Consider the following 13,720-nt stretch of genomic DNA (forward strand, 5'->3'; position numbering starts at 1 on the left):
GGGTATAGCGCAGTCCGGTAGCGCGCCTGCTTTGGGAGCAGGATGTCAGGAGTTCGAATCCCCTTACCCCGACCATACTGAAAATCCTCGTATCGAAAGATACGGGGATTTTTTTTGTCCGGAATTCGGCGTCAGTTGTGTCTGCCCCTTCCTGAATAAGGTTTACACCTTCTGATCTCTTCTCAGGAGGGCGTAATGGAAGCGGGAAAAGGCGCAGTCAGTGAGACTACACGCTGACTTTTAAATCGTTGGTCGTCGACCAAGTTGAAAAGGCGAGCTGAGTCATAAAGAGGCTCAGGCGCGCTGCGGCATTCAAGGCAAGACGACCGTTCTGATGTGGCTCCGCAAGCATGGTCGGCAGGATTGGAGTGCAGGCGCACATATTGGCTCGCTGAAGATAGTTTCATGCCTTGGGCGTGAAGCAAAAAAAGCTCCGATAATTCGGGGCTTTTTTGGGGGGAGATTTGGGTTGTCCACTGTCGTTCAGTGCGTATCCCTTTGCCGGCCCTCGTTTCGCTGCCATTCACTGTCTGGCGGGCATATTCGATATAGATGAGGTGAGTAGGGGGATGTGCTGGCCGGGAGCGCTGGCTCGGCCAGGCTCATGCCAATAAATGCAATGTGGGAGTGATCAGCTATGTCTCTATGGCCAGCCCCTCGTTGCGAGGGGCGTTTACAGTGCTCACAAGACCCGGCAAAGGCCGTCCACGCGCTCGTAAGCCAGTTCCTTGTTTGTGGGCGGTAGCTTGTAGTCCACCATGCAGCTGCCTTCGGCCCAGCGGATCTCCAGCCGGCCCTGGTCGGGAACGCCAAAGACCAGCAGGCGCGACAGGTTGTCGACCATGCCCAGGGGCTTGCCTTGTTCATCGTAGCCTTGGGCGCCGAAGGGGATTGGATCGCCCTTGTCCGCGCGCAGCACGAATTGCAGGCGACGACCGGTTTGTGCGGCATAGGTGGCCTTGACGATGGCGCCACGGGTTGGCACCAGCACCTTGGAGGTTTCGTTGATCTCGGTGTCGGTACCCAGGGTCTGGGTGTCCAGGTTCAGCCAGTTGTAGCGATAAGGCTGCATATAGGGCACCACCGCGTAACCCTTGCCATTGGTGCGAACGGCGTTCCAGCCGGATACACCGACGCCGTCGACGTCCGGAACTTCCAGCAGGCCGAAAGTCTCGCCAAGCGGCTGGCCGAGGGTAACGCCGCCACTGTGCACCAGCAGCGAGCCAGATGCGCCCAGGTCGATATGCTTGTCGTCACGGCCCTGGTTATAGCCACCACGCAGCTTGGCGACGGGGGTGTCCCAGTCCAGGCTGGCGCCGGCCGTACTGCCGTTTCTTTTGCTGTGGCCTGCCTGTGCCGAGTAGCTGAGGGTCGCCTGGTCGTCCAGGTAGCCGGACACGTTCGACTGCAGCGAGGAATCGCCTTTGCTCGAGCTGATGGCGTTGCTGGAGAGGCGGTGAGAACTACCCCGGCCTCCCAGCGGCATGCTGACACTGGCGGTGAGTTGCGTATCCGAACCACCGTTCATGGGATCGCTCTGGGTGCGTGACACCGCCAGGTTGTAGCTGACGCTGGCAATGCTGCTGCCATAACCAAATTGCCAGTTACGCGTACGGCCCTGCTGATTCCAGTAGTTGGTTTCATCCATGCTGAGGTACAACGAGCCTCGTTGTGACAGGCTCTGGTTCACCCGGAGGTTGATTCGGCTCTTTTGGGCGCTGAAGCCGGCACGGTCCTGATACATGAGGTCGTCCACGTGCTGGCTGAAGCTGCGATAGCCTTCGGTGGAATAGCGGTAGCCGGCCATGGTGAAGGTGGTATCGGTGGCGTTCAGCGTCTTGGAGTACAGGAAGCGCGCACTGTGACCCTTGTTGCTCCTGCCGTTCTGGGTCTTCGATTCACTGCTGGTGACGTCGAAGGAAATACCACCGAGGCTGGAGTTCACGCCCGCACCAATGTTGACGGCGCGATAGTCTTGCGCGAGCAGCGCGCCGCCATAACCGGTGAGGTTATCGGTTACACCGTAGACGGCTGTGCCCTGGGTGAACGAAGGCGACGGTTGGTCGTTGGAGCGATATTCACCGGCGGTGACGCTGTAGCGAAGGTTGCCGCGCCGGGTCATGACCGGCTGGTAGGCATAGGACTGCTGATATTCGCGTACCCGGCCATCCGCTTCGATGATCTTGATCTGCAGGTCGCCGTTGGAACCGCTGGGATAGATGTCAGTGAACTCGAAGGCGCCAGGCGGCACCGACGCGGAATAGATCACGTAGCCGTTTTGCCGTACTTCTACAGTGGCATTGGATTCAGCGATGCCACGGATCACGGGCGCGTAGCCGATCTCGTTGTCAGGCAGCATACCGAGGTCCGAAGCGATCTGTGCACCGCGAAAACGCACGCTGTCGAAGATCTCGCCTGGGGTGTACAGCTCGCCCAGGGAAAGCTTGCCTTTCAGGCGCCGGACATCGCGCTCCAGATAGGTACGGTTGCTCTTGAACTCGCTTTTTGTACCGGTACCGCCGGTCAAGGCGGATTCGTTGCGAAAGCGCCAGCCGGCGATATTGAAACCGTTGCGCAGGTTCAGGTTGTGGTAGTCGCTCTTCCTGCCCTGGTTGGTATTGCGGTTGAAGTTGGCCTGGTAGTCGCTGTAGAAGGCCGTGATGCCGTCGTCCCAAACCGACGGGTCGACGTAACCGCGGGAATAACGCTGGACGTATGCCTGCGGAATGCTGAACTGCAATGCCAGGTTGGTGACGTCGAAGTCCACCGCGGCGCCGGCGATCTGGGCGCTGACGTCGAACGGCTGCTCATCCTTGGCGTCCGCGGCGATGAGTCCATCCTGCTGGGCTTTGCCTGCGTTGAGTCCAAGCTCTTTGAGCAGCCCGAGCGAGATGGCGGGTTTGACCTGTCCGGAGGCATCGGCGGCGAAGGTGATTTCCTGGCGCTTGATCAGCACGTTGTTCAGGTAGAGGTCAACGCTGTAGGTGCCTGGCGGAACTGCACTGCCTTTCTCAAAAAACTTGAGGTCCACCGGAGTGCCCTCCATTTTCAGAAAGGAGTCGGCGAACTCGGCCTCTGCGGCGGACAGCTTCGAGGCCAGCCCCAGTGCCATGAGGCAGGTCGCGCACGCCCGTCGGGCGATCCTGAAGCTGAGCTCTCTCTGAAGAATGGGCATGCGGAATCCTTTCGATCGTGCATCGGATGTCCGAGGCACTGACCTGATTAAAAAGTCGGAGATAAAGCGGTGCGCTCTAGCGAGCGACACGAGTGATGGCTGTTTTCCGTTAGTTGGAAAGTTTGCTGGTGACTCGGTCCAGCCCGCCGTAATCGTTGATGCTGTCGAATTCCACTGTTGTGGCTCCGGACCTCACGCCAGCCGAGCCTTTGATCTCGACGGTGCGTGTTGCTCCTGGTGCCAGCATTTCTGCGGTGGCGGTGCCCTTGTCCTTGCCATTGCGCAGCGTCACGGTGCTACCAGAAAAGGACACGTGGTACGCGGAAGGGTTGGTCACGGAAAGCGCGGCTTTGCCGTTTTGTTCCACCAGCTTCCATTGCAGGCTCTTGGCTGCATTCGCCGCGGTGTCCGGCAGGTTGGCCGGGCGGTAGAACAGTTTCACGCGCTGCCGTATGGCGATCTGCAGAGTGTTCTCGTCCTTGGCTTTTTGCGGAATCTCCTGCACGGCCAGCCAGAACACGGATTCCTTGTCGGTAGGCAGCCCCTGGCCTTGATAGAGGATGCGCAGGATCTGCTGCTTGTTGCCTCCAAGGCGAACCAGGGGAGGGGTAATGGCGAACGGTACGTCGGTCGCGGGCCCGTTGGTGTCTGGCTCGACCCAGGACTGGACCATGATGTCATTCGAGCCTTGGTTCCTGACGACGACGGACGTTTCCTTGGCTGGCGCAGCGAAGATGACGCGTGTGCCATCCAGCGTAATGCCGGCACTGGCCATCGACGCAAAAAGCGTCATCGCGCTGGCGAGCGCAAGACGTGTCAATAGTGAGGCTTTCATAGCGGCTCCAGGTCGGAGGGAGGGGCGCAGGCCCCTCCCTTTGGCGCGGGTTACTCGTAAGTCAAGGTAAACGGCAGGGTGCCGTTCGCAGGACCTGCTTTGATCGGCGAGCCGTTCGCCACATAACCTGCACGCAGGTTCAGGTTGGCGGTGTAGGTGGTGGTTTCACCTTCTTTGTTTGCTACCAGTGCGCCATCGATGGTTTCGTTCGCGCCGAGGTTCACCAGCTTGTTGCTGCTGTTGTAAAGACCGATACCCACGCCTTCTGCGCCACCGGTGACTTTCAGCAGCGAGACGTTCTTGCTGTCGATGCCGGAGCCACTCATCGGGTCGAACTGCAGCTTGACGGACTTCAGGCCCTCTGCGGTGCCGCCGCAATCCAGGTTCAGGTTGATGCCCTTACCGCCGACGATGCCGCCTTCTGCGGAGCCAGCGAGCGAGTCGCTGCTGACCTTGCCGAGGTTGACGTCGATGTTCTGCTTGCCCTTTTCACCACCAACGTTGGTGCCGGAACCGCCGTCGATTTTGCAGGAGGCGGCGACGATGTCACCGGTGAAGTTGATAGTGCCATCTGCCGCGAGAGCGGAAGTGCTGACCGCGCCAGCGATAGCCATGGAGATGATGCTTTTGAGAAGTTTGGACATTTCATGTACCTGCTAAAGTTGGAGGTGCAATCTTGTATCTTCACTTCGGTCGTTACAATAAGACCATTCTTAAACTATTGATTGTTCTATGGCTTTGAATGATCGCTAATACTTTTTTGCCTGATAAGATTTCAATAAGAAGATTCTTAAAATTTGATCGGGTCGCATGAAGTTGTCGGAATACCTGTCGGCAGACAAACGGGGTGATCGCCGCAAAAATCTTCGATTTTTGTATATAAGCACCTGTTTTTAATGGGTTAATCCTTGTGTTGGTCAGGTTTTAGTCGAAGGTTTAAGTGTGCGGGACAAACTATCAATGCAACTAGATAGAGCATGAGTGGCGTCTTGAATACTATCGGGCCCGCTATCTATATGCCGCAGTAAGAGGTGGCGCGGAGGTAGGCGTATGTATTCGGTACGCCCGGAGGGAGCAACTTTTGGATGTGGGGGCTAAGTCAGGCGGCTCTTCTATTTTAGAATTAAGACTAATCTTAAAGCTGCTCGGAAAGTTGGAGGTGGGGTGCGGGAAATATCTAGGAGCTTCGATCTTTAGCAGCCTGCCTGTTTGCCTGAGTCCGTGTTGAACAGGGCGCAAAAAAATGCCCCGATCGCTCGGGGCACTCTTGTCCTGGTCTACAGGCTCAGATTCAGTGCAGCTTGAGGCGTGGCTCGGTGCCGCGGCCGATCCGACTGCCGAGCATCAGCATGGCGGTACGGAACGGGCCGTAGAGCGCCATCTGGTGCATGCGGTACAGCGACACATAGAACATCCGCGCCAGCCAGCCTTCGAGCATCACGCTGCCGGTCAGGTTGCCCATCAGGTTGCCCACGGCGGAGAAGCGCGACAGCGAGATCAGCGAGCCGTAGTCGGTGTATTTGTACTCCGGCAGGGCCTTGCCTTCGATACGCAGTTTCAGCGACTTGGTCAGCAGCGATGCCTGCTGGTGAGCCGCCTGCGCCCGCGGTGGAACGTTGCGGTCGGTGCCCGCTTGCGGGCAGGCGGCGCAGTCGCCAAAGGCGAAGATGTTCTCGTCGCGGGTGGTCTGCAGGGTTGGCAAGACCTGCAGCTGGTTGATGCGGTTGGTTTCCAGGCCGTCGATGTCCTTGAGAAAACCCGGGGCGCGAATGCCCGCGGCCCAGACTTTCAGGCTGGCGGCAATCACCTGGCCATCGGCGGTGATCAGGCTGTCGGCGGTGACTTCGCTGACCGCGGCATTGGTCATGACCTTGACCCCGAGTTTCTCCAGGGTCTTGTGCACCGGGCCGCCGATCCGCTCCGGTAGGGCCGGCAGTACCCGTGGGCCGGCCTCGATCAGGGTGATGTGCATGTTTTCCGGTTTGATCCGGTCCAGGCCGTAGGCCGCCAGTTCATGGGCGGCGTTGTGCAGCTCGGCGGCCAGTTCGACGCCCGTGGCACCGGCACCGACGATAGCCACGCTGATCTGCTCCACCACATCGGTCTGCCCGGCATGGGCGCGCAGGTAGTGGTTGAGCAGTTGCTGGTGGAAGCGTTCGGCCTGTTTGCGCGTGTCGAGGAACAGGCAGTGCTGGGCGGCGCCCTGGGTGCCGAAGTCGTTGGTGGTGCTGCCCACGGCAATCACCAGGGTGTCGTAGCCCAGTTCACGAGCCGGCAGCAGTTCCACGCCGTTTTCGTCGTAGGTGGCGGCCAGCTGGATCTTCTTCTGCTGGCGATCGAGCCCGCTCATGCGGCCCAGCTGGAACTCGAAGTGGTTCCATTTGGCTTGGGCGACATAGTTGAGTTCGTCTTCGGAAGAGTTCAGCGAGCCGGCGGCCACTTCATGCAGCAAGGGTTTCCAGATGTGGGTCAGGTTCGCGTCGACCAGCATCACACTGGCGGTACCGCGCTTGCCCAGAGTCTTACCCAGACGGGTAGCCAACTCCAGACCGCCGGCGCCGCCGCCAACGATGACAATACGATGAGTCATGGGGATATCTCGCAAGGCTAAAAGAAATCGGTACGGTTACCCGAGCGAGCGCGATGCAGCTCATAGCGTCAGGTAACTGATAAGTCGGCTCAGCAAGCCCAGGCCAATGGTGACGCTCACGACTATCACGAGGAGCATCCACGGCCGGAAGGGCCGGCGCTCGACTCGGTGCTGGGCCAGTTGCAGGTATTCTTCGACATGGCGTTGGTCGTCGGGGTTCAGGCGGCTGGTCATAAAAAGCCTCGTCAGCTAGACGTTGCGAAAAGTATGAAGGTTACAGCGCAGTGCCATCTTGTCGGGCTATGCGGCATGGAACGGAGCATAGCTGCTCGCGGATGCCGGCCTTGTCATCCCGTGAATGATTGCGCTTTGTAACACTCACGCGGTGTTTGCGCCATGCCACGAATGGCCTGAAGAGGCCCGGGAAATTCCGCTCCAGGTGGCCTACAGGCTGATACCGACATCGAAGAGGATGCTGCGTCCCAGGTTGCCGCGCAGGAAGTCCGGCGCGTCGGGGTGGGCGAACAGCACGCGGGCGAAGGTCGGCCCGACCAGCGACAACGAGCGCCAGCCCTGGCGCAGGTATTCGGTCGGCGGCGGGAAGTGGCTGTTGAGGTCCAGCACTTCGCGCTTGAGGCTGGCGAAGGCGATGATGTCCAGCTCCCCCAGGTCCATGCCGCGTTCCTTGTAGTTGTGGGCTTTCTTGCGCAGGGTCGGGGCCAGCCTGAGCAACAGTTCGTTGGCCGGAATGCGCTTGGGCTTGGCCTCGCGCCGTACCAGCTGGCTGAGGGAGAAGGCACTGCGGCGCCGTTGCAGCTCGTCGCGCCATTCGTCGTTGAGGCGGCGGCCTTCGTCCAGCACGAAGAACACCTCGAAACAGGCCTCGCGAAACAGGACGTCCGGCGGCTCCTGCCCGGCGGGCGTGAACTCGTCGGCACGGTAGGGGATGTTCAAGCCTTGCAGCAGGCGTTGGCAGACCCAACGCTCACGCTCCCATTTGCGCGCATTGGACAGGAACGCGTTGGCTTGTTCGGCCTGAATGGTGAGCAGGCGCAAGTAATCTGAGTCATCCATAGTCCAAGCTTAGCGTCCAAACGCTGATCCAAGAAATACACTCTGCCGGGTCGGCGGGGGCTGACTGCACTTATAACGGATAAGTGTGACATCAGGTCAACCCTCTGCCGCTCGTTCAGGCCCGCCAGGGTTTCAGCCAGAGCCCCAAGGCGATCAGCAGGAGCAGCCCGGCCACTGTGCTGAGCCCCAGTTGCAGCCAGACATTCAATAGCGGATGCAACAGCAGCGCCGCCGCGCTCAGCAGGACGGCGCTGACTGCCCAGCGCACCGGCCAGTTGATCAGGGTGAGCAATTGCTGGCGCTGCATCAGCAACAGGTTGGTCAGGAGCACGCCGCCGAGGGCCGCCAGAGGAATCGCGGTCAGCCCCAGGACCAGCGGCAGGCCCGCCAGCAGCAAGGCGTTGAGCAGGCTGCCGAGCAGTTCGCAATGCAGTGGCGTGCTGGTATCACCGGCGGCATAGGCGTAACGGGCGAGCATGGCGTTCCAGGCACCAAATACCAACGACACGGCGAACCAGCCCAGCAGCGCCGGCAGTGGCCCGTCGGCGCTCTGGGCGGGCAGCAGCCAGTGGATCAGCGCCGGGCTGGCGCCCACCAGGCCGAGCGCGGCTGGCAGGCTCAGCAGAGTCGCGGCGTCGAGCCCCCGATGCAGCAGCCCCAGGCGCTGATCGCCGGACTTGCCGCTCATCAAGCCAAGCAGGACCTGGTTGAGACTCATCAAGGCAATCAGCGGCAGGTTGATCAGCTTGCGCGCCAGGTTGACCCAGGTCACCACGCCTTCGCCCAGGTAGCTGGCGACCAGCCGTTCCACCAGCGCCAGGCCCTGGCTGGCCAGGTTGCTGGTCAACAGCGGGCCGAGGCGGCCGAGCAGTTCCCGGCCGGCACCGGCGTCCCCGCGGACTTGCCAGGGGCGCCAGCCGGTCTGCCAGACCGCCGGCACCAGCGACAGGCACATCAGCAGGCTGCCGAGGAAAAATGCCAGCGAAAGGCCGGAGCCAAGGCTCGCCTGGCCGTAGAAAAACAGGTAAAGCACCGGTGGCAGGTTGAACAGCAGCGAGCCTAGCCCCGGCAGGACAAAACGTTGCCGGGCGTGCAGCGGGATGCTGAACAGCGCATGCATGAGCAGGCCGGGGATGCAGGCGGCCAGGCTGCGCAGGTTGGCGGCGGCTTCGGCCTGGGCTGCGCTGTCGAGCCCGGGGCCGATCAGGCGGATCCACAACGGCGCGCTCAAGGCCAGCAGGGCATACAGCCCCAGGCCCAGGCCCAGCAGGCGTGGGCACAGGCCGGCCAGCCAGGCGTGCTGGCGCTGGGCGTCGCGCTCCTGATAGAGCGGCAGGGCCGCGGCCGCGAGAATGCCGGCGGCCAGGGTCATGCGCAGGGCTTCGGGAATGAACACCGCGACCAGGAACGCATCGCTGCGGCTGCCCGCGCCCCAGGCCGCCACCAGCAGCCATTCGCGGGCAAAACCGGCGAGCAGACCGGCGAGGGTCGCCAGGGTCAGTAGCAGGGTGCTGCCGAGCATCAATAGAACAGGGTGAACAGGCCTTTGCCACCCACCTTGTAGTTCAGGTCATGAGGGCGCTCGCCCATGGGTTTGGCACCGCTTCCGCCGATGATCTTGTAGGGGGGAACGGCCTTGGCCACGAGGGTGTTGGCGGTCACTACGGCCCCGCGACCGATATGCGAGCCATGGGCGAGCAGCGCCCGGGTGGCGATCCAGGCGTAGTCATCGATGTAGATGGGCGCGGACACCGACCAGAACTCGGGGCTCATCGGGTCATGGCCGCCGGCGAGAATCAGAACGTGAGAGGCGATCGTCACATGATCGCCGATGATCAGCCCGGCCCGGGCGTCGATCTGACAATGCCAGGCGATCACGCTGTCATCGCCGATCACCAGGTTCTCCACCCCCAGCACCTCGGTGTTGCGCCAGATGGTCGAGCCCTTGCCGATTTTCGCGCCGCCCAGGCGCAGCCAGGCGATGCGCACGTGATGGCTGGGGATCTTGTTGATCAGGATGTTGTAGGCCTGCTCCCAGGCCCGCAGCCAGCGGTCCTTGAGGGTGGCCAGGTTCTTGCCGTAGCGCGGCACCAGGGTGGTGGGGATGTCCTGCTTCAAACGACCATACAGGCGCCGGGCCAGGGGATGTTCGATGATCTGTTCGATGTCCACCGAGCAAACGCTGTAGCGCGCCTGCTCGCCGTCGCCCTCGACGAACAGCACGTCGTTGTTCAGCCCCCAGCTGTAGGCCTCGAGCAGTTCATCGTGGCTGACGCCCAGCTCCGAGGCCAGGGCAGGCAGGCGTTCCGGCAGATCCGCAGAATGGAAAATACGATGTTTCATGCTTGGCGATCCTTGGGGTTGATGAGGGGGAGGGTGATGGCCGGGCGCAACCGGACCTGTTGCAGGCTCATGCCCATCAACAGCCAGAACAGACCGATCAGCACGAAAGTGAAGCTGAAGTAGTGGTCGAACAAACCCGTCAGCAAGGCCGCCAACAGGCCGGAAATGCACCCCAGCCAAAGCGCGTTGTCGGCAGTCACCTGACGGATCGGCGCCAGCGGGCGCACCTCGCGCCACCACAACAGGGTGACGGCGATGAACAGCAGCATCCCCGGAATGCCAATCTTGTAGATGAAGTTCAGCCACAGGTTGGAGATGCCCGGCAGGTCGGTGCCCGGTACCGGCGGGTCGACCTTGAAGCCGATGCCCAGCGGGTAGCGCATCATCGCCTCGGGGAATTTCGCGTACTCGTCGAAACGCACTTCGGTGCTGGCGTTGGTCGCCGAGAACATGGTCATCAGGCGTTCCTGCAGCGGCGGGTAGAACATCACCAGGGCCACCGCGAAAGCTGCCCCGAGGCCGATGATCCGGCCGCTGTAGGGCACGCGTTTGTAGGTCAGCCAGATCAGTACCAGGGCCAGGGCCAGGATCGCCCCGCGGGAAATACTCAGCAGCAGCCCCGCACAACCGAGGATCGCCACCGCCAGCCCCAGGGCCCGGCGCGCGCCGGTGCGGGTCCAGCCATAGAGCAGTGCCAGGGGAATGAACAGCACCAGCACGCCGCCCGTGAGGTTTGGGTGAACCCAGGGCGACGCCATGCGCTGGTAGTTGGCGGAGAAGATGTCCTTCACCGCTTCCGGGTGGGCGTACTTGAGGTCGGTGAGGATCGGGATCATCGACATCGCATTGCGCGACTTGATGAACATGCCGATCGACAACAGCAGCATCAGCAGAGTGCCCAGCAACAGGGCGATCACCACTTTGTCGCGGTCGGCATCGGTACGCAGCAGCAGCGGCACCATGAACAGCAGCGACAGGTTCATCAGCCAGCGCACCCAGTTCACCGGGCCGTTGCCATCGGCATGAATGATCAGCATGCCCCAGACAAAGGGAATGGCGCTGAACAGCATCAGCCAGACCATGGCCCGCTCGGTGGGGCGCCAGAGCATGAGGTTGCGGGTCTTGCCGATGAACGATTGCCAGAACAGCCCGACCCACGTCAGGCCGAGCACCGCTTCACTGACCGTGGTGCGAATCCCCAACTGCAGCGTGGTGTAGGGAATGCAGGTGGCCAGCACGGCGAAGATCAGCAGGCCCCACAGCGGCTTGCGAATCAGCGTCAGGGTCACGGCCAGGCCGATCACCACGAAGATGACTTTTGCCGGTGGCAGGGCCCACAACAGAATCCCGAAGATCAACCCCAGGGTCAGGCCAATGAATTTTCCTGGCAGCATCAGTGAAAGAGCCCTGTGAGCAAGGTGTCGAGGCGCTGGCGGTGGGCCGGCTCGGCAAATTGCCGGGCCCAGTCGCGCAGGGTATCCGGATCGGGTCTGGCGCTGTCCTGCGCCTGTTCGATCAGCGCATTGCGCAGGCTGGCGCGATCACGGGCATTGAAGCGCCGCGCGCCGGGTGGCGTGACCTCGTCGAGCGCCGAACCCCTGGCCACCGCGACCGGCGTGCCCTGCCACAGCGCCTCGACCACTGGCAGGCCGAAGCCTTCGGCGTAGGAGGGCTGCCACAGGCAGTCGGCATGCCGGTACAGGGCCTGCAACTGCTCGTCGCTGACGCCGTTGACCCAATGCAGGCCGGGCAACTGGCTCAGGTTCGCGGGCAGGTCGCTGGCATGGCCGACCAGGACCAGCTCCGGTACTTGCGGGTTTTCCTGGCGGCAGCGCTGCCACTGCTCGATGAAGAACGGCATGTTCTTGCGCGGCTCCCGTGTCCCGACGGCCAGCCAGTAACGCTCGGGCAGGCCCGTCGGCAGTGGGCCGATGACGCCCTGGAACTCCGGCACCAGGTTGTTCAGCACGCGGAATTTCGGCCGCGCCCAGGGAAACAGCCGGGCCGCTTCGCTGCAGGAAAACCGCGAAGGGCACCAGACCTCATCGGCGACCCAGATCGACCAGGCGATCGACACGGCGTCGATCAGCCGATAGGCCACGGCCTTGAGCTGCGAACGGTGGAAGTTGCGCTGGGTCAGCTGGAACAGGTCATGCAGGATCAGCACATAACGGGTGCCTGCCGGTTTGTGGCCGATGGGCAGGCCCATGTTGGCGGTGGCGATATACAGGTCGACCGACTGCTCGCGAATGGTCGCCGGCAAGAATTTGCGTTCGAAGCGCAGGCGCACGCTGGGGCGTTGCACGCCATCGAGGGGGCTCGGCCAGGCCGGGCAAAAGGCGGTCTGGCGTTGTTCATGCTCCAGTGGCGCTTCGCTCACCAGCAGCAATTCGGTGTCTTCACGGGCACGCAGGGCCTGTTCCAGGGCCTTGACCTGACGGGCGATGCCCGAGGAGGGAGCGACCGTGGCCGGACGATAATCGAGGGCTACACGCATGCGGGATGCTCCTGTGTGGAGGGCAGAGTCCGGTAGATCTGTTCCAGTTCGTCACCGGCCACGGCCCAGTCGTGATGCTGGCGGGCATACAGGCGGGCGGCGCCGGCCAGTTGGGCAGCGAGGCTCGGCTCGCTCAACAGGCGAATCACGGCATCGGCCAGGGCCTGGGCATTGTCGCCTGCCAGGTAATGTTCCTCGGGGCGGATGGCCAGGCCCGAGGCGCCTTGCGCGGTGCTGACCAGCGGCAGGCCGGCGGCCATGGCTTCGAGCACCTTGAGCTTGGAGCCGCCGCCCTGGCGTAACGGCGCGATGAACAGCGCGCAGCGTCGTTGCAGGTCGGGCAGGTCCGGCACGAAGCCGACCCACTCGATGCGGCTGTCGGTCCAGCGTTCGGCCCAGTTGCTCGGCAAGGCATACCCGGCCACCGCCAGGCGCGCCTCGGGGCAGTGGCTCCAGACCTGCGGGAAGATCTCATCGAGCATCCACTGCACAGCGTCCAGGTTCGGCGCGTATTCATAGTTGCCGACAAACAGCACCCGCTGGCTCTGTGGGTCGGCCGAGACCTCGGCAAAGCTGCGGCTGTCGACGCCGTTGACCACCACCTCGACCGGGGTACGGGTCAGCTGGCGCATGGCCCGGGCGTCGCTTTCGGTCACCGCGACCACCTGGCGGGCCGAATCGAACGCCTTGCGTTCCCACTGCCGGCAGCGCCATTGGTCATAGCGCACGAAGAGACTGGCCCAGGCCGGGAAGCGGTCATAGGTCGCGCCGCCCAGGCTGGATTCGAGGTTGTGCTCGGTGAGCACGAAGTCCCGGCCGGCCCGACGCAGCGGTTGCAGATAGGGTTGCAGGCTGTAGCTGTGCTCGACCTGGATCACATCCCAGGGCTCCTGCAGCAGGCTGTCGAAGCGCTCGCGCAAGGGGCGCGACACACCGTTGACCGTGGTCAGCAGCGGCCAGGGCGCGAACAGCCCGGCCAGCAGCGTGACCGGGTGTTTCAGTGGGCGCCGGGGCACCACGATCAGGCGTTCCAGCCAGGGCTCGAGGGCGGCGCGAGTGGCGGCATCGGCCTCGGTTTTCGACTGCACCAGCAAGGTGATGCGGTGACCCCGCTCGCTCAAGGTCCGCAGCAAGTGAAACTGGCGAGTCTTGCCACCGCTGGTCATGGGCCAGGGCAGGTAGGGGAGAATCCAGAGAATCTTCACG

Annotated in this window: 11 protein-coding genes and 1 pseudogene; 1 reads left to right on the forward strand and 11 read right to left on the reverse strand. The window is 62.4% G+C overall.

Annotation, left to right across the window (positions count from 1 at the left end):
• Positions 1 to 233 precede the first annotated feature (233 nt).
• Positions 234 to 376 (forward strand): annotated as a pseudogene (locus AC07VU_RS30380) (IS3 family transposase); the annotation flags it as partial.
• 306 nt (positions 377 to 682) lie between these two features.
• Here AC07VU_RS30380 and AC07VU_RS30385 read toward each other — a convergent pair.
• From AC07VU_RS30385 to AC07VU_RS30435, 11 genes are all read right to left on the reverse strand, one after another.
• Complete coding sequence (locus tag AC07VU_RS30385) at positions 683 to 3,175, reverse strand: fimbria/pilus outer membrane usher protein (RefSeq protein ID WP_274302086.1); 2,493 nt, start codon at positions 3,173 to 3,175, stop codon at positions 683 to 685.
• A gap of 109 nt (positions 3,176 to 3,284) precedes the next feature.
• Positions 3,285 to 4,010, reverse strand: a complete 726-nt coding sequence (locus AC07VU_RS30390; RefSeq protein WP_062824558.1) for a fimbrial biogenesis chaperone — start codon at positions 4,008 to 4,010, stop codon at positions 3,285 to 3,287.
• A gap of 50 nt (positions 4,011 to 4,060) precedes the next feature.
• Entirely contained in the window at positions 4,061 to 4,654 is a 594-nt protein-coding gene (locus tag AC07VU_RS30395; RefSeq protein WP_009045689.1) for a fimbrial protein, read from the reverse strand.
• 647 nt (positions 4,655 to 5,301) lie between these two features.
• Positions 5,302 to 6,600: an NAD(P)/FAD-dependent oxidoreductase gene (locus AC07VU_RS30400; protein ID WP_009045688.1), complete on the reverse strand. Its 1,299-nt coding sequence runs from the start codon at positions 6,598 to 6,600 to the stop codon at positions 5,302 to 5,304.
• Between the two features lie 60 nt (positions 6,601 to 6,660).
• Positions 6,661 to 6,834: a DUF3094 family protein gene (locus AC07VU_RS30405; protein ID WP_009045687.1), complete on the reverse strand. Its 174-nt coding sequence runs from the start codon at positions 6,832 to 6,834 to the stop codon at positions 6,661 to 6,663.
• A gap of 210 nt (positions 6,835 to 7,044) precedes the next feature.
• Entirely contained in the window at positions 7,045 to 7,674 is a 630-nt protein-coding gene (locus AC07VU_RS30410) for a DUF1780 domain-containing protein (RefSeq protein WP_007924708.1), read from the reverse strand.
• A gap of 115 nt (positions 7,675 to 7,789) precedes the next feature.
• Positions 7,790 to 9,196 carry a lipid II flippase MurJ gene (locus AC07VU_RS30415; protein ID WP_114761479.1) on the reverse strand — a complete coding sequence of 469 codons (1,407 nt, stop codon included), beginning with the start codon at positions 9,194 to 9,196 and terminating at the stop codon, positions 7,790 to 7,792.
• A complete protein-coding gene (locus tag AC07VU_RS30420; RefSeq protein WP_009050924.1) occupies positions 9,196 to 10,017 on the reverse strand; it encodes an acyltransferase in 822 nt (273 codons plus the stop codon). Before AC07VU_RS30420 ends, AC07VU_RS30415 begins: the two co-directional genes overlap by 1 nt.
• Positions 10,014 to 11,411, reverse strand: a complete 1,398-nt coding sequence (locus AC07VU_RS30425) for an O-antigen ligase family protein (protein ID WP_053262717.1) — start codon at positions 11,409 to 11,411, stop codon at positions 10,014 to 10,016. The genes AC07VU_RS30420 and AC07VU_RS30425 overlap by 4 nt, the downstream gene beginning before the upstream one ends.
• Entirely contained in the window at positions 11,411 to 12,514 is a 1,104-nt protein-coding gene (locus AC07VU_RS30430; RefSeq protein ID WP_277589635.1) for a glycosyltransferase family 4 protein, read from the reverse strand. Before AC07VU_RS30430 ends, AC07VU_RS30425 begins: the two co-directional genes overlap by 1 nt.
• The gene (locus AC07VU_RS30435; RefSeq protein ID WP_495031009.1) at positions 12,505 to 13,719 is read right to left on the reverse strand and encodes a glycosyltransferase family 4 protein; all 1,215 of its coding nucleotides are present in this window, start codon (positions 13,717 to 13,719) and stop codon (positions 12,505 to 12,507) included. The genes AC07VU_RS30430 and AC07VU_RS30435 overlap by 10 nt, the downstream gene beginning before the upstream one ends.
• Between the last annotated feature and the right edge of the window lies 1 nt (position 13,720).

The sequence above is a fragment of the Pseudomonas sp. GW821-FHT02B10 genome (assembly GCF_059421865.1).

Coding starts and splice junctions, on each gene's coding strand:
- AC07VU_RS30420 (WP_009050924.1), bottom strand. CDS start 10,017: ATGAAACATCGTATTTTCCATTCTGCGGATCTGCCGGAACGCCTGCCT.
- AC07VU_RS30415 (WP_114761479.1), bottom strand. CDS start 9,196: ATGCTCGGCAGCACCCTGCTACTGACCCTGGCGACCCTCGCCGGTCTG.
- AC07VU_RS30430 (WP_277589635.1), bottom strand. CDS start 12,514: ATGCGTGTAGCCCTCGATTATCGTCCGGCCACGGTCGCTCCCTCCTCG.
- AC07VU_RS30405 (WP_009045687.1), bottom strand. CDS start 6,834: ATGACCAGCCGCCTGAACCCCGACGACCAACGCCATGTCGAAGAATAC.
- AC07VU_RS30385 (WP_274302086.1), bottom strand. CDS start 3,175: ATGCCCATTCTTCAGAGAGAGCTCAGCTTCAGGATCGCCCGACGGGCG.
- AC07VU_RS30425 (WP_053262717.1), bottom strand. CDS start 11,411: ATGCTGCCAGGAAAATTCATTGGCCTGACCCTGGGGTTGATCTTCGGG.
- AC07VU_RS30410 (WP_007924708.1), bottom strand. CDS start 7,674: ATGGATGACTCAGATTACTTGCGCCTGCTCACCATTCAGGCCGAACAA.
- AC07VU_RS30400 (WP_009045688.1), bottom strand. CDS start 6,600: ATGACTCATCGTATTGTCATCGTTGGCGGCGGCGCCGGCGGTCTGGAG.
- AC07VU_RS30395 (WP_009045689.1), bottom strand. CDS start 4,654: ATGTCCAAACTTCTCAAAAGCATCATCTCCATGGCTATCGCTGGCGCG.
- AC07VU_RS30390 (WP_062824558.1), bottom strand. CDS start 4,010: ATGAAAGCCTCACTATTGACACGTCTTGCGCTCGCCAGCGCGATGACG.